This window comes from Corynebacterium sp. HMSC08D02 (assembly GCF_001807505.1).
Classification (GTDB): domain Bacteria; phylum Actinomycetota; class Actinomycetes; order Mycobacteriales; family Mycobacteriaceae; genus Corynebacterium; species Corynebacterium pseudogenitalium.
Genome location: NZ_KV789252.1, coordinates 105,070 through 130,086 on the forward strand (window position 1 = coordinate 105,070; position 25,017 = coordinate 130,086).

Annotated in this window: 22 protein-coding genes; 20 read left to right on the forward strand and 2 right to left on the reverse strand. The window is 60.8% G+C overall.

Annotated features, from left to right (window positions below; genetic code table 11):
- The first annotated feature begins 24 nt into the window (after positions 1-24).
- The 6 genes from HMPREF3170_RS07390 to smc are packed head-to-tail and all read left to right on the forward strand — an operon-like array spanning position 25 to position 7,510.
- Positions 25-561 carry a YceD family protein gene (locus tag HMPREF3170_RS07390; protein WP_070362261.1) on the forward strand — a complete coding sequence of 179 codons (537 nt, stop codon included), beginning with the start codon at positions 25-27 and terminating at the stop codon, positions 559-561.
- The gene (rnc, locus tag HMPREF3170_RS07395; RefSeq protein WP_070478848.1) at positions 558-1,343 is read left to right on the forward strand and encodes a ribonuclease III; all 786 of its coding nucleotides are present in this window, start codon (positions 558-560) and stop codon (positions 1,341-1,343) included. The genes HMPREF3170_RS07390 and rnc overlap by 4 nt, the downstream gene beginning before the upstream one ends.
- Positions 1,344-1,346: 3 nt before the next feature.
- Positions 1,347-2,183, forward strand: coding sequence for a bifunctional DNA-formamidopyrimidine glycosylase/DNA-(apurinic or apyrimidinic site) lyase (gene mutM / locus HMPREF3170_RS07400; protein ID WP_070478850.1), 837 nt, complete (start codon positions 1,347-1,349; stop codon positions 2,181-2,183).
- Between the two features lie 28 nt (positions 2,184-2,211).
- Positions 2,212-3,747: an alanine/glycine:cation symporter family protein gene (locus tag HMPREF3170_RS07405; protein WP_070362264.1), complete on the forward strand. Its 1,536-nt coding sequence runs from the start codon at positions 2,212-2,214 to the stop codon at positions 3,745-3,747.
- Positions 3,748-3,750: 3 nt separating this feature from the next.
- A complete protein-coding gene (locus tag HMPREF3170_RS07410) occupies positions 3,751-4,035 on the forward strand; it encodes an acylphosphatase (RefSeq protein ID WP_070478851.1) in 285 nt (94 codons plus the stop codon).
- 10 nt (positions 4,036-4,045) lie between these two features.
- The gene (gene smc, locus HMPREF3170_RS07415) at positions 4,046-7,510 is read left to right on the forward strand and encodes a chromosome segregation protein SMC (RefSeq protein WP_070362266.1); all 3,465 of its coding nucleotides are present in this window, start codon (positions 4,046-4,048) and stop codon (positions 7,508-7,510) included.
- A 15-nt stretch (positions 7,511-7,525) separates the two neighbouring features.
- Here smc and HMPREF3170_RS07420 read toward each other — a convergent pair whose 3' ends face one another.
- The gene (locus HMPREF3170_RS07420) at positions 7,526-8,050 is read right to left on the reverse strand and encodes an META domain-containing protein (RefSeq protein ID WP_070362267.1); all 525 of its coding nucleotides are present in this window, start codon (positions 8,048-8,050) and stop codon (positions 7,526-7,528) included.
- Between the two features lie 78 nt (positions 8,051-8,128).
- On the opposite strand from HMPREF3170_RS07420, the gene ftsY reads away from it, so the two are divergent.
- Both ftsY and ffh read left to right on the forward strand, forming a co-directional pair.
- A complete protein-coding gene (gene ftsY / locus HMPREF3170_RS07425; RefSeq protein WP_070478853.1) occupies positions 8,129-9,718 on the forward strand; it encodes a signal recognition particle-docking protein FtsY in 1,590 nt (529 codons plus the stop codon).
- Between the two features lie 95 nt (positions 9,719-9,813).
- A complete protein-coding gene (gene ffh, locus HMPREF3170_RS07430) occupies positions 9,814-11,415 on the forward strand; it encodes a signal recognition particle protein (RefSeq protein ID WP_070478854.1) in 1,602 nt (533 codons plus the stop codon).
- A 64-nt stretch (positions 11,416-11,479) separates the two neighbouring features.
- Here ffh and HMPREF3170_RS07435 read toward each other — a convergent pair whose 3' ends face one another.
- Positions 11,480-13,645: an acyltransferase family protein gene (locus HMPREF3170_RS07435; protein WP_070478856.1), complete on the reverse strand. Its 2,166-nt coding sequence runs from the start codon at positions 13,643-13,645 to the stop codon at positions 11,480-11,482.
- Between the two features lie 358 nt (positions 13,646-14,003).
- On the opposite strand from HMPREF3170_RS07435, the gene rpsP reads away from it, so the two are divergent.
- From rpsP to HMPREF3170_RS07495, 12 genes are all read left to right on the forward strand, one after another.
- On the forward strand, positions 14,004-14,498 hold the full coding sequence (gene rpsP / locus HMPREF3170_RS07440) for a 30S ribosomal protein S16 (protein WP_070362270.1): 495 nt from the start codon (positions 14,004-14,006) through the stop codon (positions 14,496-14,498).
- 90 nt (positions 14,499-14,588) lie between these two features.
- On the forward strand, positions 14,589-15,101 hold the full coding sequence (gene rimM / locus HMPREF3170_RS07445) for a ribosome maturation factor RimM (RefSeq protein WP_371327492.1): 513 nt from the start codon (positions 14,589-14,591) through the stop codon (positions 15,099-15,101).
- A complete protein-coding gene (gene trmD / locus HMPREF3170_RS07450) occupies positions 15,094-16,281 on the forward strand; it encodes a tRNA (guanosine(37)-N1)-methyltransferase TrmD (protein ID WP_070478859.1) in 1,188 nt (395 codons plus the stop codon). Before rimM ends, trmD begins: the two co-directional genes overlap by 8 nt.
- Positions 16,282-16,298: 17 nt before the next feature.
- Entirely contained in the window at positions 16,299-18,599 is a 2,301-nt protein-coding gene (locus HMPREF3170_RS07455; RefSeq protein ID WP_070478982.1) for a Tex family protein, read from the forward strand.
- Between the two features lie 114 nt (positions 18,600-18,713).
- Entirely contained in the window at positions 18,714-19,061 is a 348-nt protein-coding gene (gene rplS / locus HMPREF3170_RS07460) for a 50S ribosomal protein L19 (RefSeq protein WP_070362274.1), read from the forward strand.
- Between the two features lie 119 nt (positions 19,062-19,180).
- The gene (gene lepB, locus HMPREF3170_RS07465) at positions 19,181-19,870 is read left to right on the forward strand and encodes a signal peptidase I (RefSeq protein ID WP_083290932.1); all 690 of its coding nucleotides are present in this window, start codon (positions 19,181-19,183) and stop codon (positions 19,868-19,870) included.
- 25 nt (positions 19,871-19,895) lie between these two features.
- The gene (locus HMPREF3170_RS07470) at positions 19,896-20,540 is read left to right on the forward strand and encodes a ribonuclease HII (protein WP_070363483.1); all 645 of its coding nucleotides are present in this window, start codon (positions 19,896-19,898) and stop codon (positions 20,538-20,540) included.
- On the forward strand, positions 20,537-20,845 hold the full coding sequence (locus HMPREF3170_RS07475; RefSeq protein ID WP_070362276.1) for a DUF2469 domain-containing protein: 309 nt from the start codon (positions 20,537-20,539) through the stop codon (positions 20,843-20,845). The genes HMPREF3170_RS07470 and HMPREF3170_RS07475 overlap by 4 nt, the downstream gene beginning before the upstream one ends.
- 144 nt (positions 20,846-20,989) lie before the next feature.
- Complete coding sequence (locus tag HMPREF3170_RS07480) at positions 20,990-21,364, forward strand: YraN family protein (protein ID WP_083290916.1); 375 nt, start codon at positions 20,990-20,992, stop codon at positions 21,362-21,364.
- Entirely contained in the window at positions 21,351-22,907 is a 1,557-nt protein-coding gene (locus HMPREF3170_RS07485) for a YifB family Mg chelatase-like AAA ATPase (protein ID WP_070362277.1), read from the forward strand. Before HMPREF3170_RS07480 ends, HMPREF3170_RS07485 begins: the two co-directional genes overlap by 14 nt.
- Positions 22,904-24,088 (forward strand): DNA-processing protein DprA, encoded by a 1,185-nt coding sequence (locus HMPREF3170_RS07490; protein WP_070478863.1) that lies wholly within the window; start codon positions 22,904-22,906, stop codon positions 24,086-24,088. The genes HMPREF3170_RS07485 and HMPREF3170_RS07490 overlap by 4 nt, the downstream gene beginning before the upstream one ends.
- A 21-nt stretch (positions 24,089-24,109) precedes the next feature.
- The gene (locus HMPREF3170_RS07495; protein ID WP_070478864.1) at positions 24,110-25,015 is read left to right on the forward strand and encodes a tyrosine recombinase XerC; all 906 of its coding nucleotides are present in this window, start codon (positions 24,110-24,112) and stop codon (positions 25,013-25,015) included.
- Positions 25,016-25,017: the final 2 nt, after the last annotated feature.

Consider the following 25,017-nt stretch of genomic DNA (forward strand, 5'->3'; position numbering starts at 1 on the left):
AACCGATGTAGAGTTTGGGTTGCTATGGCTAAAAATCCTTTCATTATTCAAGTAGCTGACGCTCTGCACGGCGACGGCATGCCGGTAGTTGTCCACAACGTGGGCCCAGCTCCTTCCCGCATCGGGCCGGAGATGATCGCAATTCCGGAAGGCCAGGAGGTGGCCGTCGACGCTACCGTGACCCCGCTCGGTTCTGGCGTGATGGTCGACGCCACCGTGACCGCGGTACTGGAAGGGCAGTGCGTACGCTGCCTGCGCACCCTGCAGCCGACGGAAACGCTGCGTGTCTCCCAGGTGTTTTCTAACGGCGACGACTTCATCCAGGGTGATGAAGAAGTAGAGGAAGACGCAGGATCCGGGGATGAGATCATGCGCATCGTGGAAGAAACGGTTGATCTCGAGCAGGCCTTCGTCGACGAAGCTGGCCTCACACTGCCGTTTAACCCGACCTGCCAGCCTGCATGCCCCGAAGACAGCGACGTTCCGGCACCAGACGGCATCAGCGGCGAAGCAACCGACGCGGTGGATCCGCGCTGGGCTGGATTGGAGAAGTTCCTATGAGCCGACGTTCAAAGAAGAATCGCGTCAGCGGCGAAGAAGCGTGGAACAGCGCGTTCTCCGAAGTAGACCATGCGCCTCTGCTCGAGTGGCTGGGTGTGGAGCTGGACGACGAACTGTTGCGACTCGCCTTGACGCATCGCTCCTTTGCCAACGAGCACGACTACCTGCCAAATAACGAGCGGCTTGAGTTTCTCGGAGACGCAGTGCTCGGTCTGACCGTAGCCACGAAGCTCTTCGAGATCTACCCTTCGAGCTCCGAGTCGGTGCTCTCCCCGATGCGGGCCTCAATTGTGTCACGCTACGGGTTGGCGGATGTCGCCCGTGGCATCGAGCTTGGTAAGTACGTGCTGCTTGGAAAAGGCGAGTTGCATACCGGTGGCAGGGACAAAGAGTCCATCCTCGCCGATACGACGGAGGCGCTCTTTGGCGCGATCTATCGGCAGCACGGATTCGAAGCAGCCCGCGACGTAATTCTTAAGCTCTTCCACGAGAAGCTCCACAACGCGACGGCACACGGCCACAGGCAAGACTGGAAGACTGTGCTGCAGGAACGCCTCGCGGAACGTGGCATCCCAATGGTCGAGTACGAAACGACGTCTGAAGGCCCCGAGCACGACCTCGAATTTACGTCGTACGCGATCATTCTTGGTGAAAACCGCGGACGTGGAGTGGCGCACAACAAAAAGCTCGCCGAGCAAGAAGCAGCCAGGGAAGCAGTGGCGTTCCTTCAGAAGCACCCGGAAGCGCTCGTTCTTGAGCAGCAGACCCACGACAAGGCGTAGCTGATGCCCGAACTGCCGGAAGTTGAGGTCGTGCGTCGGGGCCTGAACGAGCACATTGTTGGCAGGACATTCGACAGTATCGAGGTCGCGCATCCCCGAGCAGTCAGGGACAGCACCGTCGACCTCACAACGATCCTGCCTGGGCTTCGCGTCACTGGTACCGGACGTCGCGGCAAATTCCTCTGGCTCACCCTCTCCGACGGGGGCTGCCTCCTGGTACACCTCAGGATGAGCGGACAGATGCTGGTCGCCGCGCCGGGCAGCGTGGACAGTCCACACGCGCGGATTCGCGCCAGGATGGGCGACGTGGAACTGGTCTTCGTGGATCAGCGCACGTTCGGCTCGTGGCAATACTGCCAGCTCGTCGACGGTATCCCTGAACTCGCGAGCCACATCGCGATGGATCCCTTCGAGGCGGGTTTCGATGTTGACGAAACTGCGGCGTTGATGCGTAAAAAGCGATCGGCCGTCAAAACGGTGCTGCTCAATCAAGCCGTGGTGAGCGGTATTGGCTCCATCTACGCCGACGAGGCGATGTGGGCCGCGCGAGTCGCGCCGTGGCAACGGGCAGATACACTCGCTCAGGAGAGTGCGGTCGAGCTTCTCGACGCATCACGTGACGTCATGGAGCGTGCACTCGCCCAAGGCGGAACGAGCTTCGACTCCTTGTACGTGAACGTCAATGGTGCCTCGGGGTATTTTGCCCGCTCGCTGAATGCCTACGGGCGCGCGGGTGAACCTTGCGCCCGCTGCGGGGACGCCATTGTGAAGACGGTCGTGAACCAGCGGACGAGTTATTACTGCCCAACATGCCAGGATCCTGAGCAAAATCGCGAATAATCCTGTCATTGCGACTAGGATTCTCCGCATGGAAAAAGCAACCGAGTTCATTGACGGAACTCTCAACGGCATCATCTGGGACATTGTCCCGTGGCTCCTGCTTGCTGCGGGTGTCTACTTCGGGCTACGTACCTTGTTCGTACAGGTCCGACTGCTTCCGGAAATGTTCAAGGCGGTCACTGAGACCCCGAAGGGCAAAGACCGCGACGGGCGCGATTTGGACGAAGAATACGGCGGTATTTCTGCGTTCAAGGCGTTTACCATTTCCGCTGCTTCCCGCGTGGGCACGGGCAACATCGCTGGTGTCGCTCTCGCGATCTCGGTTGGCGGGCCTGGCGCAGTGTTCTGGATGTGGATGATCGCCATTGTGGGTGGCGCTACCGCGTTCGTTGAGTCCACGCTCGCACAGCTGTGGAAGACGAAAGACGAAAGCGGCAACTACCACGGTGGTCCCGCCTACTACATGACGCGCGGACTCGGGTGGCGCCCGCTCGCCGTGATCTTCGCTGTCGCGCTCTCGTTCACCTATGGCTTTGTGTACAACGCAATTCAGACGAACTCCATCGTTGAGGCCGTCGGCGGTTCTGTTGGCTCCGACTCGATGACGCTGAAGCTGATTGTGGCAGTGATCCTTGCTGCCCTGACTTCTGCCATCATCTTCGGCGGTGTGACCCGTATCGCGAACTTCACGCAGGTCGTCGTTCCTTTCATGGCGGTCGCCTACATCCTGGTTGGCCTGCTGGTAGTCATTCTGAACATTCAGGAAGTTCCAGGGATGATCGCGCTGATCGTCGGCCACGCCCTGGGGCTGAAGCAGGTTGGTGGTGCGACGCTGGGTATGGCGTTTGTCTGGGGTATGCGCCGTGGTCTGTTCTCGAACGAGGCCGGCCAGGGGTCCGCTCCGAACGCAGCGGCTACTGCGACGGTATCGCACCCGGTGAAGCAGGGACTGGTGCAGACGCTCGGCGTGTACTTCGACACCCTCGTTGTGTGCTCGATTACGGCGTTCGTCGTGCTGCTCGGCCCTGAGATCAACTACGGCTTGGATGATGTACAGGGTGCATCGCTGACACAGTCCGCCTTGGCGGCAACGGTGGGTGCGTGGGGCACGCACTTCATCACGTTCATTCTCTTCTTCCTGGCGTTCTCGTCAGTGATCGGTAACTACTACCTTGCGCAGGCGAATATTGAGTACCTCTCGGACTCGAAGACGGTGCTGAACGTTTTCCGCTGCGGTGTCATCGTCTTTGTGTTCTTCGGAGCGTTCGGCTCGATTCCGCTGGTGTGGTCGCTTGGCGACACGATGGCGGGCACGATGGCCATCATCAACATCATCGCGATCGTCCCGCTTGCGGGTGTCGCCATCAAGCTGCTCAAGAACTACAACGAGCAGCGCGTCCAGGGCATCGACCCGGTGTTCCACCGCGACATGATGCCTGAGGTCAAGAACGTAGAGTTCTGGGACGGCTCCGACCCGGTCACGCGCCGCAGCCTGGAGGACCGCATCACGGCTTCCGAGGCCCGCGCCGTAGGTGAAGACAACGAGCAGGGCGGTTTGAAGTAGCCGATGGCCACCATTCGTATGACCGCGTTTGTGCACGGGCACGTTCAAGGCGTCGGGTTCCGCTGGTGGACCCGCTGCCGGGCCTTGGAGCTCGGCCTACAGGGGTATGCGAAGAATCTTGTCGACGGCCGCGTTGAAGTGGTCGCGGAAGGCGACGAGGGGGACGTCGAGAATCTGAGGCGGCTGCTGGAGGAGCAACCCTCCTCACAACGGCGACCGGGCCGCGTGGACACGGTCGTCGCGCAATACGGTGAGCCCCGTGGGGCGGAAGGCTTCCACGAACGGTAAACTCACCACAATGCATTTGAAATCGTTGACGCTGAAGGGCTTCAAGTCCTTCGCTTCTTCAACGACGATGAAGTTCGAGCCCGGCATCTGCGCTGTTGTCGGACCGAACGGCTCAGGTAAATCGAACGTCGTCGACGCGCTTGCCTGGGTGATGGGGGAGCAGGGTGCGAAGAATCTACGCGGTGGGAAGATGCAGGATGTCATCTTCGCGGGAGCGGGGGACCGCAAGCCACTAGGGCGCGCAGAGGTAACACTCACCTTCGACAACAGCGATAAGCACCTTCCAGTGGACTTCACGGAGGTTGCGATCACGCGACGTATGTTCCGTGATGGAGCCTCCGAGTACGAAATTAACGGCTCGAAAGCCCGGCTGATGGACATTCAGGAGCTGTTGTCGGACTCCGGTATTGGCCGCGAGATGCACATCATCGTCGGGCAGGGCAAGCTGTCTGAGATTTTGGAATCGCGCCCTGAGGAGCGCCGAGCGTTCATTGAGGAAGCCGCGGGTGTGCTGAAGCACCGACGTCGTAAAGAGAAGGCACAGCGCAAGCTGCAGTCGATGCAAGGCAACGTCGACAGGTTGCAGGATCTGACAGATGAGCTTGGCAAGCAGCTCAAGCCGCTGGAGCGCCAGGCCGAAGCCGCGAAGCGCGCCGCGACTGTGCAAGCCACGCTTCGCGACGCCCGGCTCCGCCTCGCCGGCCACCAGATGGTCACGCTGCAGGCAGCGCATGCACAAAGTGACGAGAGTGCGAAGCTGCTCGAAGAACAGGTCGAGACCGTGACCGCGTCGCTCGAGAGCGCTGAGGAACAGTACGCGCAGCTCGAGGAAGAACAACGGGAGGTACAGCCGCGTGCCCAGGAGTCACAGGAAACTTGGTTTGCACTGTCATCTCTCGAGGAACGGGCGAACGCGACGTTGCGCATCGCACAGGAACGCGCGCACAACCTGAACACGCAGACTGAGTACCACGGGCAAGACCCAGAGGAGCTGCTCGCTCGGGCAGCAGCAGCGGACGAAGAATATGAGGTGGCCATTGAGGCTGCCGAGGAAGCCGCGGAGCGACTTGAGGTTGTTCGGGAAGACGTTGCCGAATACCAGGCTGCGTTCGATGAAGCTGAACGCGAACACGTGGCGCAGATTCAGGCGGTAGCGGATCGCCGTGAGGGCGTTGTGCGGCTGGTGGCGCAAGAGGAGGCGCACCAGCAGGCCGTGCTCGGAGGTGAGCAAGAGGCAACCCGGCTTGAAGAGCAGCTTTCACTCAGCAGCGAGCGGGCCCACAGCGCCCGCGGCGAAGCCGAGGAGGTAGCGGAGAAGATTGCTGAGCTTGAAGCCCGCCGAGGGCCACTCGTCCATGAGTACGAGCAAGCAAGCTCAGAGCTCACTGCCGCCGAGCAGCGCTTTCAGGAGCTACAGATGCAGCAACGCGAGCATGAGCGGGCGGTGTTTACGCTGCAGTCGAAGATAGAGACGCTGCAGCACCAAATGCCAACACGTACCGCGGAGGAGATGCTCGGGGGCTATCCCGCGCTTGCATCACTGGTGAAGGCTCCTGCTGACCTGGCAGGAGCGCTGGCTGCCGCGCTGGGTGGCTTCAGTGAGGCATTGGTGGGCGAGCGCGACTTGGACGTTGTGGAGCAGCTGCAATCTGCAGATCGTGCCAGCATCGTTGAGGCAGTCGGCGGCGCGCTGTGGCGTGTTGAAACCGACGGGTGCTATGACTGGCTCCTCGACCACCTCGACGTCGACGTTTCGGTCGCGGGCCCCGTGGCGCGCCTGTTAGCAGACGTTGTTGTAGTGGAGACGCCGCAGGAGGGCGTGGACGTCGTGAAGGCAGACCCACGACTGCGTGCTGTGACGCGAGAGGGGGCACTATTCGGCGAAGGCTGGATGTCGGTAGGCATCGCGAGCGCGTCTACGGTCGAGGTGAGTGCGCAGGTTGAAGCCGCACAGCGAGACCTACGCACCGCAGAGCACGCGTTGGCGGAGCTCTCGGGCACGTTTGAGGGAGCGCAGCTCGCAGCCGAGGACGCGCGGGTGAATGTTGCGGCGGCGAAGGCAGCGCTGCGCGAGCACGACACCGAGGTTGCTTCGTGGCAGCGTGAGCATCAGCGCTTGGCTGCGCAATCGGACACGGCCGAGCAAGAGCGCGTCCGTGCCGCGCAGCAGCTTGAGGAGGCAGAGCAGCGGCTCGCTCAGCGCCGTGAGCAACTGCTGGAAACCCAGGAGCGTCTTTCTCGCATCGACGACACTCCTGCTGCGGAAGGCCCTTCGCCCGAGGCCCGTGATGCTGCATCCCAGCAACTGACGCAGGCGAAGGCGATCGAACTGGAAGCGGTTCTCGCTGCTCGTGAGACGCAACAGCGCGCTCAGACAATTGCGGGGAAGGGCGATGCGTTGCGGCGCCAGGCGGAAAACGAGCGCCAGGCAAAAGCGCGTCATGACGCAGCCGTTGCACGTCGGCGGTCCCAGGCCCTGCTCGCCGGAGCCGTGAAGGAACACACGGAGGCACTGATCTCGCGAGTCCAGGATGCATTACAACGAGCCACCGCGCAGCGCGATGAGCTGCAGCGCACGCTTGCTGCGCTGCAGGGCAGGATTCAACAAGAGCGATCGCAGGTCAGCGCTGCTCGTCAGCAGCTGAATCGGTTGAGTGACCGCGCGCACGCCGCAGACATTGCAAGGTCGCAGGCGAAGGTGCGTCTTGAGGAAGCTCAGCAGAAGATCGTCGAGTCGCTCGGTATTTCGGTCGATGACTTGCTCGCGAACTTCGCGCCGGGAGAAGACTTTGACGAGTCCACTGAGACCCAGCGACTGCGCCAGGCCGAAAAAGACTTGCGCTCTTTGGGGAAGGTGAACCCGCTGGCTCTCGAAGAGTTTAAGGCGCTTGAGGAACGCTATACGTTCCTCTCTACCCAGCTTGCCGATGTGATTCAGGCTCGAAAGGACTTGCTCGACGTCATCGAGGATGTCGACGCCCACATCCTGCAGCTCTTCACGGATGCATGGCACGACGTGGAGGAGGAGTTTCCACGTGTGTTCCATACGCTGTTTCCCGGTGGGGAAGCCCGCCTGATACTCACGGAACCAGATGACATGCTGCTCACCGGCATCGAGATTGAGGCGCGTCCACCGGGCAAGCGCGTCAAGCGGCTGTCACTGCTTTCAGGTGGGGAGAAGTCGCTGACTGCTCTGGCGTTTCTGGTGGCGATTTTCCGAGCGCGCCCGAGCCCGTTCTACGTGCTGGACGAGGTGGAGGCAGCGCTCGATGACGTGAATCTGCGCCGATTGATCGCGCTGCTCGAGGAGCTGCGGCAGGACTCGCAGCTCATTGTGATCACGCACCAGAAGCCGACCATGAATGTGGCGAACGTGCTCTACGGTGTCACCATGCGCGGTGATGGTGTAACGAGGGTGCTCTCACAAAGAATGCGCCCGGCGGGGTCAGCTCCTGACTCCGATCCGGACGCATAAATAGGGGTGCGGGGCTTAGTTCTTTACAACAAGCTCCAGTGTTCCCTCAGGACCAACTGCGAAGAGTTTATCCTGGCCGAGCACCTTCAGGCTCGTGGTCTGCTTCAGCAAGTCGCTGGTGGTGTTTTCCCAGATGGTGTCCTCAGACGGGCATGCCTTCCTCGTCGTCGGCGTCTTGAACGTGGAGACCGCACCAGTTGCTTCGTCAATGGTGAAGCCGACGCCGTAGCCGTTGCATGGACCGCCTACAAGCACGTAGCCCTTATCTTCCTTGACAAATTGGACAGTAGCGCCGTCATACAACGGCAGCGGTGCCCAGGTGGTGTTCAGTGCGGTGGTGAGCGCCTCACCAGTCGCTGGCACTGCCTCCTTCGGCGCGTCGGTGCCAACGCTCGGCACGTCTACCTTTGAGCTGCCAAGCTGGCCACTTGAGGCAATGATGCCAAGTCCGACGGCCAGCGAAATCAGTGTTGTGAGGACTGGCAGGATCCATTGGGCAACGTCTTGTGGCAGATTCTTCAAAAATGGGGGAGTATTCATAAACCTTATTCAACCACGTTGTTGGCATAAATGGGGTATTCCACACAGTTTTTGGGCGCCTTTGGCACTATGGAAGTCATGACTACGTACTCGTTATGGATTGCAATCGCAGCTGTGGTGCTCGTGATTCTCATTGTGGGCATCATCATTGTTGGCAATAAACGGAAATCGGCAAAGTCTGTTTCCTTTGAAAAGACCGAGGAGCCGAAAGAACTTACCCAGCAGGAGAAGTCTGGAAACTACCAGGCAAAGGGGGGTTTTAATTTCGCTCAAGCAGGAGTGAAGGAAAAGGAACCTATCCCGCGTGTCGACGCCCCCTCCGATCCGAAGCCCGCTCAGGCTGTGCCAATGCCGGATCCTGAGCCGGTTGTAGAGGACGGGTCGGCGCCTGAGCCTGAGCCTGCGCCTGAGCCGGAGCCAGTTGAGGAAACTCAGTCCGAAAAGCCTGAGCCGGTGGTTGTACCGGAACCGCAGGCCGACCCTGAACCTGCAGTAGAACCGAAACCTGAGGTTGAGAAGGAGCCGGAACCGACACTGGTCGCGGAAGAGCCAAAGGCGCCCGCGCCTGCAGAACCCGCCTCCGACGAAGCAGACGTCGAACACCACGACATCGAAGAAGCACAAGAGGCAGCGGACGCAGCCGCAGCAACGGTCGACGGGGCGGAACGTGCCCTGGAACACGGCGCCGAACCGACCGAGGACGCAATTGTCAGCGAACCAGTCTCCTCCGAGCCTGTCGAGGCAATCGCGCCAGCCGCAGGCCGGATGGGCAAGCTGCGCGGGCGCCTGTCGCGCTCGCAGAACGCGATTGGCCAAGGGCTGCTTGGCATTCTTACCGCAGGCGACCTCGACGAGGACGCGTGGGAAGAGATCGAAGACACCCTCATCATGGCAGATATCGGTGCGGATCTGACCATGCGCATTACCGATGCACTGCGTCAGAAGATTGCCGAGCGAGGCGTGGCATCTGAGGCTGAAGCACGCGCAATGCTGCGGGAAACCCTGATCGAAGCTGCGAAGCCAGAGCTCGATCGTTCGATTCACGCAATGCCGAACGAAGGCAAGCCCGCTGTGATCTTGGTAGTCGGCGTCAACGGCACGGGTAAGACCACCACGACGGGCAAGCTTGCACGCGTACTCGTAGCGATGGGCCACTCGGTGGTACTTGGCGCTGCGGATACATTCCGCGCTGCTGCGGCAGACCAACTGGAGACGTGGGGGCGTCGGGTAGGTGCCTCTACGGTCCGCGGAGCAGAAGGCGCGGACCCTGCCTCTGTCGCGTTCGACGCCGTGGCGACCGGCGTGCAAGAGGGTGCGGATGTCGTGCTTGTCGACACAGCGGGCCGTCTGCACACCTCGACTGGCTTGATGGATCAGCTGGGTAAGGTGAAACGGGTCGTCGAAAAGAAATCCACTGTTGATGAGGTGCTCCTGGTACTGGATGCAACGGTTGGACAAAACGGCATTGCGCAGGCGCGAGTGTTCCGTGAGGTCGTCGATATCACCGGTGTGGTGCTGACGAAGCTGGACGGTACCGCGAAGGGCGGCATTGTGTTCCAGGTACAAGAGGAACTGGGCGTGCCGGTCAAACTTGTGGGTCTTGGCGAAGGCGCCGATGACCTCGCGCCGTTTGAAGTAGAGAGCTTTGTGGATGCTCTGCTGGGATAGCCTGGCGTGATGTGAACAGTTGGGCGGAAAGGCGCTAGGCTAGGTGCGTTCTGTCTCATTACCGAAGAATGAATTAGTTAAGGGAGCAACGCACTGTGTTCGAGTCACTGTCTGACCGCTTACAATCAGCGCTTGGAGGCTTGCGCGGCAAAGGCAAGCTCACCGAGGCTGACATTAACGCCACAGCACGTGAGATTCGGATCGCGCTGCTGGAGGCTGACGTCTCGCTGACTGTCGTACGCGCCTTCATTAAGCGCGTGAAAGAGCGCGCTTTGGGCTCCGACGTTTCAGAGGCGCTGAACCCGGCACAGCAAGTGGTCAAGATTGTTGACCAGGAGCTGACCGCCATTTTGGGCGGAGAGACTCGACGCCTCAACTTTGCAAAGACACCGCCGACCGTCATCATGCTGGCAGGTCTACAGGGTGCTGGTAAGACCACCCTGGCAGGTAAGTTGTCCCGCCACCTGGCAAAACAAGGACACACACCGCTGCTGGTGGCCTGTGACCTCCAGCGCCCGGGCGCGGTGCAGCAGCTCCAGATTGTGGGTGAGCGCGCCGAGGTTGCAACGTTCGCTCCGGATCCTGGCACGTCCATAGACTCGTTTGAGCACGAGATGGGCACTTCCCACGGCGACCCTGTCGCGGTGGCGCAGGCTGGTATTGAGCACGCGAAGCAAAACAAGCATGACGTGGTGATCATCGATACCGCGGGTCGTTTGGGTATTGACGAAACGCTGATGACGCAGGCCCGTAACATCCGTGATGCAGTCCAGCCTGATGAAGTCCTGTTTGTGATCGATGCGATGATCGGTCAGGACGCGGTCACGACTGCGCAGGCCTTCGCAGACGGCGTGGACTTTACCGGCGTTGTGCTGACGAAGCTCGACGGTGACGCCCGCGGTGGTGCAGCTCTGTCCATTCGCGAAGTCACCGGCAAGCCGATCCTGTTCGCGTCCACCGGTGAGAAGCTCGACGACTTTGATGTCTTCCACCCGGAGCGCATGTCGAGTCGCATCCTCGGTATGGGCGACCTGCTCTCACTCATCGAGCACGCGGAGACCGTCTTCGACCAGAAGGAAGCTGAGGAGGCCGCGAGCCGACTCGGCACTGGGGAGCTCACGCTCGAGGACTTTTTGAACCAGATGCTGATGATCCGCCGCATGGGCCCGATCGGCAATCTGCTCAAGATGATGCCTGGCGGCAAGCAGATGAACCAGATGGCGGACATGGTTGATGAGAAGCAGCTGGACCGCATCCAGGCAATCATCCGCGGTATGACGCCTGAGGAACGCGCGAACCCGAAGATCCTTAATGCGTCGCGCAGGAAGCGTATCGCTGCTGGTTCCGGCGTGAAAGTCTCTGACGTCAACCAGCTCGTTGAACGCTTTTTCGAGGCGAAGAAGATGATGGGCGCGATGGCCAACCAGTTCGGCCTACCAGGAATGCCGGGCATGGGTGGCGGACGCTCCGCGACAAAGAAGAAGCCGAAGGGACGCAGGGGCAAGAACGGGAAGCGCAAGCCCGCGAAGCGCCGTGGTGGAGGCCCGAAGATGCCGGGCATGCCACAGATGCCGGGAATGCCTGGCATGGAGGATCTGCAGAAGATGCAGGAACAACTTCCTCCAGGTATGGAGGGTCTTGACCTCAACAATCTTGACTTCGGCGCAGCGATGAAGCGCATGGGCAAGAAGAAGTAGTCAGCAAAACACTGAAGGGCCGGTACGGGCATCCGTACCGGCCCTTTGCTATGGTGCTCGCACGCTACTGCGTAGCGGGTGCGTCCATCTCCAAGCTCGGTGTGGGATCCGTGGCGGGCCCCGGGAGCAGGCCTAGCTCTTCGAATATCGGCATCAGCTCAGCCCACAGAAGCGGAGCGAGCGTTGCTGCGTAGGCGTTCGAGATGTGGTTCTGGTCGCGGTAGATGTACACGTTGCCACGCTGTGGCGGGCAAAACTTGTCGTCGCAGAACCAGTCAGCGGTATCGATGGACCACTGGTGATTCTCGGGCAAGAGGTACGAGGTTGCTGGGTCCTCGGGCCCGTAGACTGTGCTGCGCAGTGCTGAGCAGTCGCGTTCGGAGGCACCAGCAACGATGCAGAGGTTCGGGTCCATAGGATCGCCTTCTGGGGTGAACATCCATGGGTTATCGCGCAAACCAACGAACGGGATGCCGTTGTAGGCGAAGTTCTGCCACAGGTTCGCGTAGGCGTCGGGGACCTTGTCCGTGGAAAACGCTGCACCGCCCGCGTGGCCCTCGGGGCGTGTGGAGTTTGAAATGACCAGGTCCGGGTTCATTTCGACGATGTTCTGGAACGCAAGCTCCGACCATTGAGCGCATACATCGCTGACGAACTCGTCTCTGTCGGCACCGCCGATGACAATCGGGCACTCCTGCCGGACGTACGGAATGACCCGGAAGTGGTGCTCTTTCCCGAGCTTGTCGAGGGGCACGACGTACGGCTCGATGTGGGACCCGCCGGTCATCACTACAGTGACGTCGGACTCGAGGTCGCCGTACTGGCAGTCGGGACGAGGCATGTCCGTTGCCGGCTGGGGGATCATGATCATGCACTCGTCTACGCCGATAGGTGGGTAGATGCCCGCAATCAGGGCCGGATCGGGCTGTGGCTTGACGTCTGGGACTTCAGCACCAGCAATGGCGAGGGCGCCCGGGTAAAGGTCCTCCGGAAGATCGCGGTCTGCGTCCTCGATGCGCTGATTCCAAAGCGGTTGGATTGCAAAAATAGTGGCAACGAGCACGGAAACCAGCACGCCGCCGCCTGCGCGGCCAATGCCGGTGCGGGTGCGCAGCGTCGAGCGGGCGTCGATAACCGGTGTATCGGTCGATTGCGGGCGCTTGCGGTGTTGACGCAGCGGGTCTTCTACCAGCAGGTGTGTGACGTGTGCGAGTCCGAGCGAAACCGCGATGACGAGGGTGCCAACCCACCACGGAGGAGTCCCGAACCCTCCAGCAAGAGTGACAATGATGAGCAACGGCCAGTGCCAAAGATAGAGGGAATAGGCGATGCTGCCTAGCCACGTCATCGGCTTCGACGCCAGAATGTTTGAGACCGAGTTCTGGTTGCCACTCATGACAATCAGCGCGGCGCCAGTGAGTGGCAGCAGCGTGACAGGGCCGGGGAACGCGAGTGAAGTGGTGACGACGATGCCGGTAATCGAAATCATCACAACGCCAAGGCCCGCAGTCCACGCGGCTGTGCGCTGTGGCAGGAAACGGCTGGTTGGCACGAAGGCAAGCAACCCACCGAGCGCGAGCTCCCACGCACGGGAGAAGGTGGAGTAGTAGTTCTGGCCCGTACCGACGAAGCCGAAGCGCGCAGCGTATGCGAACGAAGCAACGGTGATAATGGCGAGCAGCGTGATCGCGCCTCGCTTGGCAATGATAGCCGGAACTTTGCACTTCCAGATCAGGAAGGCCAGCAGCGTCCCCAACAAAATGGCGAAAACGTAGAACTGGCCCTGCACACTCATTGACCACAGGTGTTGCAGCGGAGACGTGTCCTGGCTTGCCGCCGCATAATCCGCATCTTGGGCGATCAGCTCCCAGTTTTGGTAGTACAGCATGGAGGCGGTGAACTGCTTGGAGAGTTCCACGCCCATGAGTTCGGGGGCGAGCAGCATCACGCCAAGCATGGTTGCCAGGACAGTGAGCGCAAGTGCTGGAACGAGGCGTCGAATAGTGCGCCACAGTGGCCACCAGGGGTTGAGGCTTGGGTTTGGGCGCATTGCGTAGCGGATCTGGCCGCCGAGGAAGAAGTATCCAGACAGCAGCAAGAAGACGTCGACGCCGCCTGAGACTCGGCCGACGTAGACGTGGAACAAGACGACTAGTGCGATAGCAAAGCCTCGAAGCCCGTCAAGGTCGACGCGGTATGCGGTTGAGCGTTTCGTGCTCGGTGCAGGCATGCTGAAAAACCTCGTGTACTCTCAGATTGTTTCGCGCCCTCATTACGCTTCATGCTATTTTTCGGCGGGCAACTGAAAAGACGATACCCGCAACAGGCAGGCAAATGGTAACTATCTGCCTAGATAACAAGTCCTGTTTGGGAATTGGTTCGCTATGGGGTAACCTCTTTCAGGTTGATTATCTGTGTATGCAGGTTTTGAACAGGACCAAACTGCGTTCGCGTTGGACCCGTCACGTGCAGAGATGCGCGATGTCGCCCAACCAGTCACGCGCAGGGTAAAGAAGAAGGGTTGAACCGGCCCGCCTATCGTGTTGGCGGGTGTCTGTACTGCCCGGTGACCGTAAAGGAAGATTTTCATGGCTGTAAAGATTAAGCTGCAGCGCGTCGGTAAGATCCGTAACGCGCAGTACCGTGTTGTTATCGCTGACGCGAAGGCTCGTCGTGATGGCAAGGTTGTCGAGAACATCGGTATCTACCACCCGAAGCAGGAGCCTTCCCTCATCAAGATCGACTCCGAGCGTGCTCAGTACTGGCTCGGCGTTGGTGCGCAGCCGACCGAGCCTGTGCTCGCTCTGCTGAAGATTACCGGCGACTGGCAGAAGCACAAGGGCCTCGACGGTGCTGAGGGCACCCTCAAGGTTGCTGAGGAGAAGCCATCCAAGCTTGACCTGTTCAACAAGGCTCTCGAGGAGGCCAACAACGGCCCGACCGCTGAGGCGATCACCGAGAAGCGCAAGAAGGCGAAGGAAGAGGCTGAGGCCAAGGCTGCCGCAGAGGCTGAGGCAGCTGCAGCTGCTGAGGCTGCGGAGTCCGCTGAAGAGGAGTCCCCGGCTGAGGAGTCCGAGGACTAATCCGAACCTCGCAACGGCACGTTCCCGATCCGTGTGGTCGGAGGGCGTGCCGTTTTTTGTTTGCGAAGTGGGCGTCGAAAAGTAGGGTAATTGAGCATGGAGCTACTGATTGGTCGGGTCGTGAAGACTCACGGTATTAAGGGCGAAGTCGCGGTGGAAGTGCACACGGACCAGCCCGAGGTCCGCTTCGCGGTGGGCAGCAAGCTGCGCGGCGCGCAAACGGGGAAGGAAATTGAACTCACCGTTGCGACGGCCCGCCCGCACAAAGGACGCCTGTTGCTCAGCTTCGAAGAGGTGCCGGACCGTACCGCCGCTGAGGGGCTGCGAGGGCTGAAGTTCTTCGCGGCGCCGCTTGAACGCGGGGAGGACGCGGACCCGGATGAGTTCTACGATCACGAATTGATTGGACTGAACGTGCGTCTTGATGGGGAGGAGATCGGGCAGGTCACAGGTGTGATGCATACGCCGGGGCGCCAGATTCTTGAGGTTGAGTACGACGGCCGTGAGGTCCTCGTGCCGTTCGTGAGCGATATTGTGCCCGAAGTTGATCTGGAGAAGGGCTTCCTGTCCATCACCCCGCCAGAGGGTTTACTCGATGTCTAGGCACACCTTGAGGCTCGATATTGTCACCATTTTTCCCGAATACCTTGAGCCGCTGCGCCACGCGTTGTTGGGCAAGGCGATTGAGCAGGGGATTGTGAGCGTCGGCGTGCATGATCTTCGACAGTGGGGGCTTGGTGTACATAAGTCTGTCGACGCCCCTCCGCTCGGCGGCGGGCCTGGTATGGTGATGCGCCCGGATGTGTGGGGTGAGGCGCTTGATGCCGTGGCAGCTGGCAACGAAGGTGAAGGGTTGCGTTCCGCCGCACCGCACCGCAATGACAAGGCCCGCCACGATGAGGTCCACGCCGTCGCGCCACGGCCGTATGAAGTTAGTGATGTCCGCGAAGGCGAGTCTGCTGAGCAACCACTGCTGATTGTGCCTACTCCGGCGGGATCGCCGTTTACGCAGCAGGATGCGCAGGCGTGGTCGCGCGAGTCCCACATCGTGTTTGCTTGTGGCCGCTACGAGGGCATTGACCAGCGCGTCTTTGTCGATGCCCAGAAACGCTACCGGGTGCGCGAGGTCTCTATCGGCGATTACGTGCTAATCGGCGGGGAGGTGGCTACGTTGGTGATCGCGGAGGCCGTCACCCGTCTGATCCCCGGGGTGCTGGGCAATACGCAGAGCCACGAGGACGATAGTTTTTCCGATGGGTTGCTTGAGGGACCGAGCTACACAAAGCCACGAACGTGGCGCGGGATCGGCGCCCCTGACGTGCTCTTTTCGGGTGATCACGCCAAGGTGGAGCGCTACCGACGTGATGCATCGCTGCTGCGCACGCAGCAAGTCCGCCCGGAGCTATTGGACGCCGCCGAGCTCGATGAGGATGACGAGTTTGCGCTGTACGGCCGCGACGTCGTGACGGCAATGCAGGTGCTCGTCGACGAGAAGCGCTGGCCGAAGGCGCGCAAGTCTTTGGCCCGTGCGTTGCGCAAGGCTGGCTACCGCGAGCCCAAAATCTCACTGGAGCCGATCGGCCCGCACTGCGAGGATGAGTCGATTCTTGAGACCGATTACCTGTTGAAGGAGGGGCATCCGCCTCTTGAGTCTTTGTGCAGGCTCGAGGTGCGCGGCCGCACCGCGCTCGAGCCGGACGCTGCGACGCAAGCGGTGGTCGCAGGCCTGCCCAGAGGTACCTACTGGTACGGATCGACCCGCCTCGTGGATGGGAACGCATAAGCATTAGAATGTCCGGAATGACGTTCATTGCTGAGACCATTGCATCGGAACTCCAGGTAGCGCCGCGCCACGTTGAGGCTGCGCTGCAACTGTTGGCAGAGGGGAATACGGTCCCATTCATTTCTCGCTACCGGAAGGAAGCTACCGGTGGCTTGGATGACACACAGCTGCGCCACATTGAGCAGCGCAATGCGTATTTGATCGAGCTTGAGGAGCGCAAGGCTTCGGTCATTGAGGCGATCGAGGAGCAGGGCAAACTCACTGATGAGCTCAAGGCGCTCATCATGGGTGCGGATACGAAGGCGCGCGTCGAGGATCTCTACCTGCCGTATAAGAAGCGCAGGAAGACCAAGGCGGATATCGCGCGTGAGGCCGGTCTCGAGCCGCTCGTTGACTCGCTTATTGACGCCCCTTCGGCCGACGCCGAGACAGAGGCGGCACGCTATATCTGTGAAGGGTTCGCCGACACGAAAGCGGTGCTGGACGGTGCCCGCGCGATCTTGGTTGACAGGATCGCCACCGATGCGGATCTCGTCGGCGAGGTCCGTGACAAGGTGTACGAGTCCGGAACGATGCGTTCGAGCGTCGTCGAAGGCAAGGAGAGCGAGGGTGCGAAGTTCCGAGACTATTTCGACTTCAGCGAGCCATTCGCCTCGTTGCCGTCGCACCGCATTTTAGCGCTGCTGCGCGGCGAGCAGGAAGGCGTGCTTTCGCTGGATTTGGACGCCGGAGATGACGCGGCGTACGAGGGGATGATCGCGAACCGTTTCGACCTTAACTGCGAAAAGAGCCCGTGGTTGGCGAAGGCCGTGCGGTGGGCATGGAAGACAAAGCTGCAGGTCTCTTCTAATTTGGATACACGGATGCGTCTGAAGGAGCGCGCGGATGAGGCGGCTCTGGACGTCTTCAGTACGAATCTTCGCGATGTGCTGCTGGCCGCTCCTGCCGGTCAACGCGCGACCCTGGCGCTGGATCCGGGTTACAGGAACGGTGTAAAAACAGCGACCGTAGATGGCACGGGGAAGGTGCTCGCAACCGCGATCGTCTACCCACACCAACCGCAGAACCAATGGCAGCAGGCGGTGCAGGTACTCGCGAACACCGTGGCGGAACACGGCGTGGAGCTCATCGCGATTGGTAACGGCACGGCGTCGCGGGAGACGGAGAAGCTTGCACGAGAGGTCGCGGACATGATCGCAGCAGCGGGCGGGCGCAGGCCTGTTCCGGTGGTGGTGTCGGAATCGGGTGCGTCGGTGTACTCGGCTTCTGAAATCGCGGCTCAGGAGTTTCCGGACATGGATGTGTCACTGCGTTCCGCGGTCTCGATTGGGCGGCGCCTCCAGGACCCGCTTGCGGAGCTGGTCAAGGTCGACCCGAAGTCAATTGGCGTGGGGCAGTACCAGCACGATGTGAATCAGGCGGCGCTCGCGCAGTCGTTGGACGCCGTGGTGGAGGACGCGGTGAACTCAGTCGGGGTGGACGTCAATACGGCGTCGGTACCGCTGCTGGAACGAGTCGCTGGCGTGACGCCGACGATCGCGAAGAACATCGTTGCCTACCGCGATGAACATGGTGTGTTTGCTTCGCGCAAGGAGCTGAAGAAGGTGCCGCGACTTGGGCCGAAGGCCTTCGAGCAGTCGGCCGGCTTCCTACGCATCCAAGGCGGAGAGAATCCGCTTGATGGCTCCGCTGTGCACCCGGAGGCCTACCCCGTTGTGGAGCGCATCGCTCAGCAATCTGGGGTGGACACTGCGGCACTCGTTGGTAACAGCAGAGTGCTGTCGGGTCTTCGTCCGCAAGACTTTGCCGACGACACCTTCGGCGTCCCAACCATCACGGATATCTTTGCCGAGTTGGAAAAGCCGGGCCGGGATCCGCGTCCGGAGTTTAAGACGGCCACATTTAAAGAAGGTGTACACAAGGTGTCTGACCTCCAGCCGGGCATGATTCTGGAAGGGACGGTCACCAACGTCGCCGCGTTCGGTGCGTTTGTGGACGTCGGCGTGCACCAGGATGGCCTCGTGCACGTGTCTGCGATGAGCCATTCTTTTGTGAAGGACCCGCACGAGGTCGTGCGCTCGGGTGAAGTGGTGAAGGTGAAGGTCCTCGAGGTGGACGTGCAGCGCCAGCGAATTAGCCTCACGCTGCGCCTGGATGATGAGCCTGGAAGCGAGCAGAAGCGTGAGTCTTCACGCGGGAAGAAGCCGCAGCAGAAGCCGAGCCGTCAGGGTGGGAAGCGCCAGCGAGGTCGCGCTGGAGGTGCGCCGCAGGGCGGTTCGATGGCGGATGCACTCAAGCGTGCCGGATTTGGGAAGTGACGTGCTCGCATGTACAATCGTGCGGGTTATTGTAAGCGACATGAACCAGCCGAGCGTCCACTTGTGGAAAACGCCGCTAGGGTCCTCTGTCCAGAAACGTAAAGGATTGCTTCAATGAGCAACGGCATTATTGATCTTGTAGACGCAGGCCAGCTGCGCGACGATATCCCTGACTTCCGTCCGGGCGATACCCTCGACGTACACGTCAAGGTTATCGAGGGTTCGGTTACCCGTACCCAGGTCTTCACTGGCTTCGTCGTTCGTCGTCAGGGTGACGGCATCCGTGAGACGTTCACGGTCCGCAAGGTTTCCTTCGGTATCGGTGTTGAGCGTACCTTCCCGGTACACTCCCCGAACCTGGAGAAGATTGAGGTCGTCCGCAAGGGTGACGTACGTCGCGCGAAGCTGTACTACATGCGCGACCTGCGCGGCAAGGCTGCCCGCATCAAGGAGCGCCGCTAAGCGCATACCCGCTTTTTGCACATCACCCCGCACACTTACGCTTCGTAAGGTGCGGGGTGTTTTGTTGCGCTGCTAGAGTGTTGCGGGTGAACGAAAAGAGCGCATCTGAAGAAAAATCCATGCCGTGGTACATCGAAATCCCGATGGTCGTTGTACTCACCTTGGTGTTCATCTTCATTATTCAGACATTCATTGGCCGCCTCTACGTGATTCCGTCTGCGTCGATGGAGCCGACGTTGCATGGACAGGACGGCAAGGGTGATCGCATCTTCGTGGAGAAGGTGTCCTACTACTTCTCCGATCCGGAGCCGGGTGACGTCGTCGTGTTTAAGGGGACTGACTCGTGGAATACCGGCTTCGTCACTAACCGCTCCGACAACCCGGCCATTGCCGGTCTGCAGGAGGTGTCCTCCTGGGTGGGGCTGGTGCCGAAGGATGAGAACACGTTGGTCAAGCGCATCATCGCGAAGGGTGGCCAGACGGTGTCTTGCCAGGAGGGGGATCCGGCGGTGATGGTGGATGGAAAGCCGATCGACCAGTCGTACACGCTGCAGCCGAACTACTACCCGGTGGATCCTGAGACTGGGTCCGACGCTTGCGGTGGGAACTACTTCGGCCCGGTAACTGTCCCTGATGGGAACTACTTCATGATGGGTGATAACCGCACGAATTCCGCTGATTCGCGCTACCACCTTGGTGATGAGTACCAGGGCACGATCCCGGAGGAGAACCTTCGCGGAAAAGTTCTTGCGATTGTGTTCCCACTCCAGCGTTTTGGTGGCGTCGACGACCCGGCGATCCAGCAGTAGCCCTACGCTTGGTGTGTGAGCTGTGGTGCGTCGTTTGAAGCAGCTTCGGACGTACGAGGTGGCGCTCGAAAAAGCAGGGCTCGGACCAGTCGTCGGGGTTGACGAGGCCGGCCGGGGCGCCTGCTTCGGGCCACTGACAGTCGCCGCGTGCGTGCTACCACCGCAGCCGATACGGCAACTTGAGGGGTTGACGGATTCCAAGCAGTTGACGGCGAAGCGTCGAGAAGCACTCTTTGACATCATCTGCCAGCACGCGCTCGCATACTCCATCGTGCACGTGCCCGCCAGCGAGATTGATCACCGCGGAGTGCAGCATGCCAACATTGACGGGGCCCGGCGCGCAGTTGCGCAGCTAGAGACGGAGGCGCGGTACGCGCTTGTCGACGCCTTCCATATCGCGGGTTTGCCCGTACCACAACTGCCGATTATCGGCGGTGACGCGAGTGCCCGGTGCATCGCCGCCGCCAGTGTGCTAGCTAAAGTGAGCCGCGACCATCTCCTCGATGGCTACGCGGAGCAGTACCCGGGGTATGGGTTGGAGCGCCACAAGGGGTATGGCACGAAGGCGCACATGGATGCGGTGCGCCGCCACGGGGCGACGCCGCAACATCGTTATAGTTATGCCAACGTGAGAACTGCCGTTGAGATTTACGAAGGGGGCACCGCATGAGTGCTGAGGATCTGGACAATTACGAGGCTGACGTCGAGCTGTCGCTGTATCGCGAGTATCGCGACGTCGCGAGCCAGTTCTCGTTTGTTGTGGAGACGGAGCGTCGTTTCTACCTTGCGAATGCTGTCGAGTTGATCCCGCACAAAGACGGCAACGATGTGTACTACGAGGTCCGTATGTCGGATTGTTGGGTGTGGGACATGTACCGCGCGGTGCGTTTTGTGCGCTACGTCCGCGTAATTACGTACAAGGATGTCAATATCGAGGAGCTAGACAAGCCGGACATCACGTTCCCTAATTCGTAGTCTGCGTTTCGACGTCCCCTCCGCCCCTCCCGCGTGTTGCCTGTAAGGAACCGCGGGAGGGGTTTTTGCGTCTAAACACTTACGCCTCTGGTGCGCCTGGAGGTGTGTGCAAACGAACAAGGATGTGAAGAAGGGAACGAAGTTATGCAGAAACCGTGCATGGACCAGTACCAGCTTGGCCGTCTAGGGGAAGATGCCGTACTGGAGGAGTATTTAGCGTTGGGCTACACGTGCCTTGGCAGGCGGGTGCGATTACGGCATGGCGAGATTGACCTGATTATGCAGGACTCTTACGGCACCGTGGTGTTCGTAGAGGTGAAAACTCGTCGTTTACCGGGGTTTGGTTCGGTTGAGGCGGTGCACGCAAAGAAGATGATGGCAATGCGTAACGCGGCTGCTGAGTGGTTGCGCAGCACTGAGGGGGTCTACGAAGTCCGGTTCGACGTCGTGGAGGCGATGTATCACGAGGACGGCTTCGAGTTTGAGTTCATCATGGGGGTCGAAGATGCCGCTTGCTAGTACGTTGAGTGCCACGGTTGAGGGCATTCGGGCGCGCATCGTACGCGTGGAGGCCAACGTCGGGCCGGGGTTACCAGGAATGCATATTGTTGGGCTCGCCGATGCTGCCGTGAAAGAATCCCGCGAGCGAATCCGTACCGCCTGCCGTAATAGTTCACTGCCGTGGCCGAAGACGAAGGCGATGGTGTCGCTGTCGCCGGCGCACCTGCCGAAGGCTGGTTCGCAGTTTGACTTGCCGATTGCGTTGGCGGTGATGGGGAGTCTAGATCCACGCGCTCAACGGGCACTATCGCGAACATTTTTTGTAGGAGAGTTGGCGCTGGATGGCAGCTTGCGGCCTGTACCGGAAGTGCTGCCGATGCTGCTGGCGGCCCAGGAGCTGCTTGTTCAGGAGGGTGGAATTGACCGCATTGTGGTTCCGCGCGCGAACGAGCACCAGGCACAGCTCGTGTCACGCGGAGACATCGTGCTGGCGGACTCGCTGGCGCAGGTGTGGGCGTGGCTGGTCGGGGAAGAGGTGCTTGAAGTAGCTTCTGTGGGTGCGCCAAGCATTGAGCAAGGACGACAGCCGGACTTCGCAGACATCGCAGGGCAAGGCCCCGAGCGAAGGATTATGGAAGTCGCCGCGGCCGGTGCGCATCACATGCTAATGATCGGACCACCCGGCTCAGGCAAGTCCATGCTTGCAGAGCGTCTCCCATCCATCCTCCCCGCAATGGACGTCGAAGAAATGGTCACGTCCACAGCGATTCACGCAGCTGCCGGGATCGCCGGGGGAGAGCTGATTGCGCACCGCCCGTTCATCGCGCCGGACCCGTCGCTTTCCAAGGCGCAACTCATCGGGGGAGGCAGCGGGATTCCTCGCCCCGGCGCGGTCAGTCAAGCCCATAACGGTGTGCTGTTTCTCGACGAAGCCTCTGAGATCGCGTCCGCTACCCTCGATGCGTTGCGCATTCCCCTGGAGAAAGGCGAGGTGCGCCTGCGACGCAGCAACCGCGACGTCATCTTTCCAGCCGACTTCCAGCTCATCCTCGCGATGAATCCATGCCCGTGTGGAAAACCAGCGAACCGCTGTCGGTGCTCCGGGGCGCAGCGTGCGCGGTATGCGCGAAGTATTTCGGGTCCGCTGAGGGACCGCCTGGACATTGTCTGCAGGACTTCGCTGGATAACGCCGTGCTGAACCCAAACGGGGCAGAGTCTTCCACGGCCATCGCCCAGCGTGTGGCAGAGGCACGGGACCGTGCGGCACATCGGTGGCGGACGTGCGAGGAACACACGAACGGGGCGTTGACGAATGCGCGCGTGCCGGGGCCGTGGCTGCGTCGATACTTCCCGGCGGAAGATTCCGCGATGATGTTCCTCTCCTCGATGCTTGCGCGCGGGGAGGTCAGCCAGCGCGGTATCGACCGCATCCTGAAATTGTCGTGGACTTTGGCGGATCTCACTGGCGCACAATGCCCCCACCTCGGGCACGTCGCTGAGGCCGTCGATCTTCGAGACGACCAGACCTTGCTTTCAGCACGTCAGGAGGCATCGGCATGAGCGCGCTTGAATCATGGGCCTACCTCAACCGTGTCATCGAGGGGCCGTCGACGGCGCTATGGGCACTGCGAAACGAAGGCTATACCGCTGACGAAATCGCCGAAGGCGTGCGCACACGAGCGCCCTGGCTCGGTGACCTCGCCGCCGACACCGATGCGAGGTACACCTGGGACCAGCCAGCAGAAGACCTAGCCACTGCAGCGGAGCATGGGTACACACTCATCACACCGGAATCGCCCGAGTGGCCTCGCGAACGGATCTATGACTCCTTCAATCTCGGTGCAAAGATGAGTCGGGATGGCGAAGGTGCTCCGATACGTGCAGACGGGGTTCCGCCACACGCCCTCTGGGTTCGAGGCAATACCAACCTGCCGGAGCTATTGGAAAACTCGATCGCGATCGTCGGCACACGAGCGCTGAGCGCATATGGACATTCAGCCACCCGTGACATCGTGCACGGACTGAAGCGCTGGGGATACACCATCGTCTCCGGCGGCGCGCTCGGTATTGATGCGGCAGCCCACGATGCGGCCCTCGAGGCGGGACTGCCAACTGTGGTGTTCGCCGCATGCGGGCCGGGTGTCACCTACCCGAGGCGCCACAAACAGCTATTCGATCGCATCGTGGCGGCAGGGGGAGCGATCATCACCGAATACAGCCCTGGCATGGCCCCTGAGCGACACCGCTTCCTCACCCGAAACCGACTCGTCGCTGGGTTCACACAGGCCACGCTAGTAATAGAAGCCGCCTACCGCTCCGGGGCGCTCAGCACGTTGCGCTGGGCGCAGTACTACCAACGCGGGACGCTCGCAGTACCTGGGCCGATAACCACCGCCGGATCTGTCGGCACCAACCTCGCCATCTATAAGGGGGAGGCCACGATGGTGCTCAACGCGACCTACGTCCACGAGGCGATCCGCCTCGAGAACGGACTGGATGCAGAACAAGAACTTGCGGACAACAATGTAGCTTCGCCCCTCCAGCTCCTGACCCGCACCGAGATGCGCATCTACGATGCCACGCCAAAGCATCATCGCGACGGGCTTGTAGCGGAGGAGATTGCAGGTGCCGCCGCGCTATCCCTCCAAGTCACCATCAACACGCTCATTGAGCTGCAAGGTAAGGGACTGATCCAGCGGGAAGGCCAGCTGTGGCGACGAAGCGACACAGCCAAACCCTAAGGTACCGATACAATACGGGACATGAGTAGCAGCCACGATCAGTCGTCCACCCAGTTTCTCACCGCGGTGGACGACTTCATCGATTACTGCCAACACGTCAAAAACCGCGCCGCGGCGACCTGCAAGAGCTACAAATCGGATCTCACCACACTCGCGCCGTACACACCAGATCTCAACGCATTCACCATCGACGCTCTACGCCACTGGCTCGCCGACGCAGTCCAAGCCGGCAAAGCCCGCTCCACCATCTCGCGCCGCACCGCATCCGCGCGCGCCTTCTCCACCTGGGCTTACCAACACGGCTACATCGCAAAGGACGAAGCAGCCCGCCTGCGCACCCCGAAAGAACAGCGCAAACTACCCACCGTGCTCAGCGCCCCCGCTACCGAGGAACTCATCCGCCCCCACGGCGACACACCAGAAGACATCCGCGACACCGCCATCCTCGAACTGCTCTACGCCAGCGCAATCCGCGTCGGCGAACTCGTCGCCCTCAACATCGACGACCTCGACTTCCATACCAACACCGCAAAAGTCACTGGCAAAGGCAACAAACAACGCATCGTTCCCTTCGGAAACAACGCACACGAGGCACTCACCACATGGCTTCACGACGCCCGGCCAGCCCTCGCCAATAGTGCTAACGCGGGGGCCGAACCGCTGTTCGTCGGCACCCAGGGAAAGCGCATCGACCAACGCCAAGTTCGCCGAATCGTCGAGCGCGCCGGGCTGCAAGCGGGGCAGGCGAGTATCACGCCACACTCGTTGCGACACACAGCGGCCACGCAAATGCTTGAAGGCGGCGCCGACCTACGAATGGTGCAAGAAATGCTCGGGCACTCTAGCCTGCAAACCACGCAGATATACACGCACGTCTCCTCACAGCGGCTCACGCAGATTTACAACCAAGCGCACCCCAGGGCATGAGC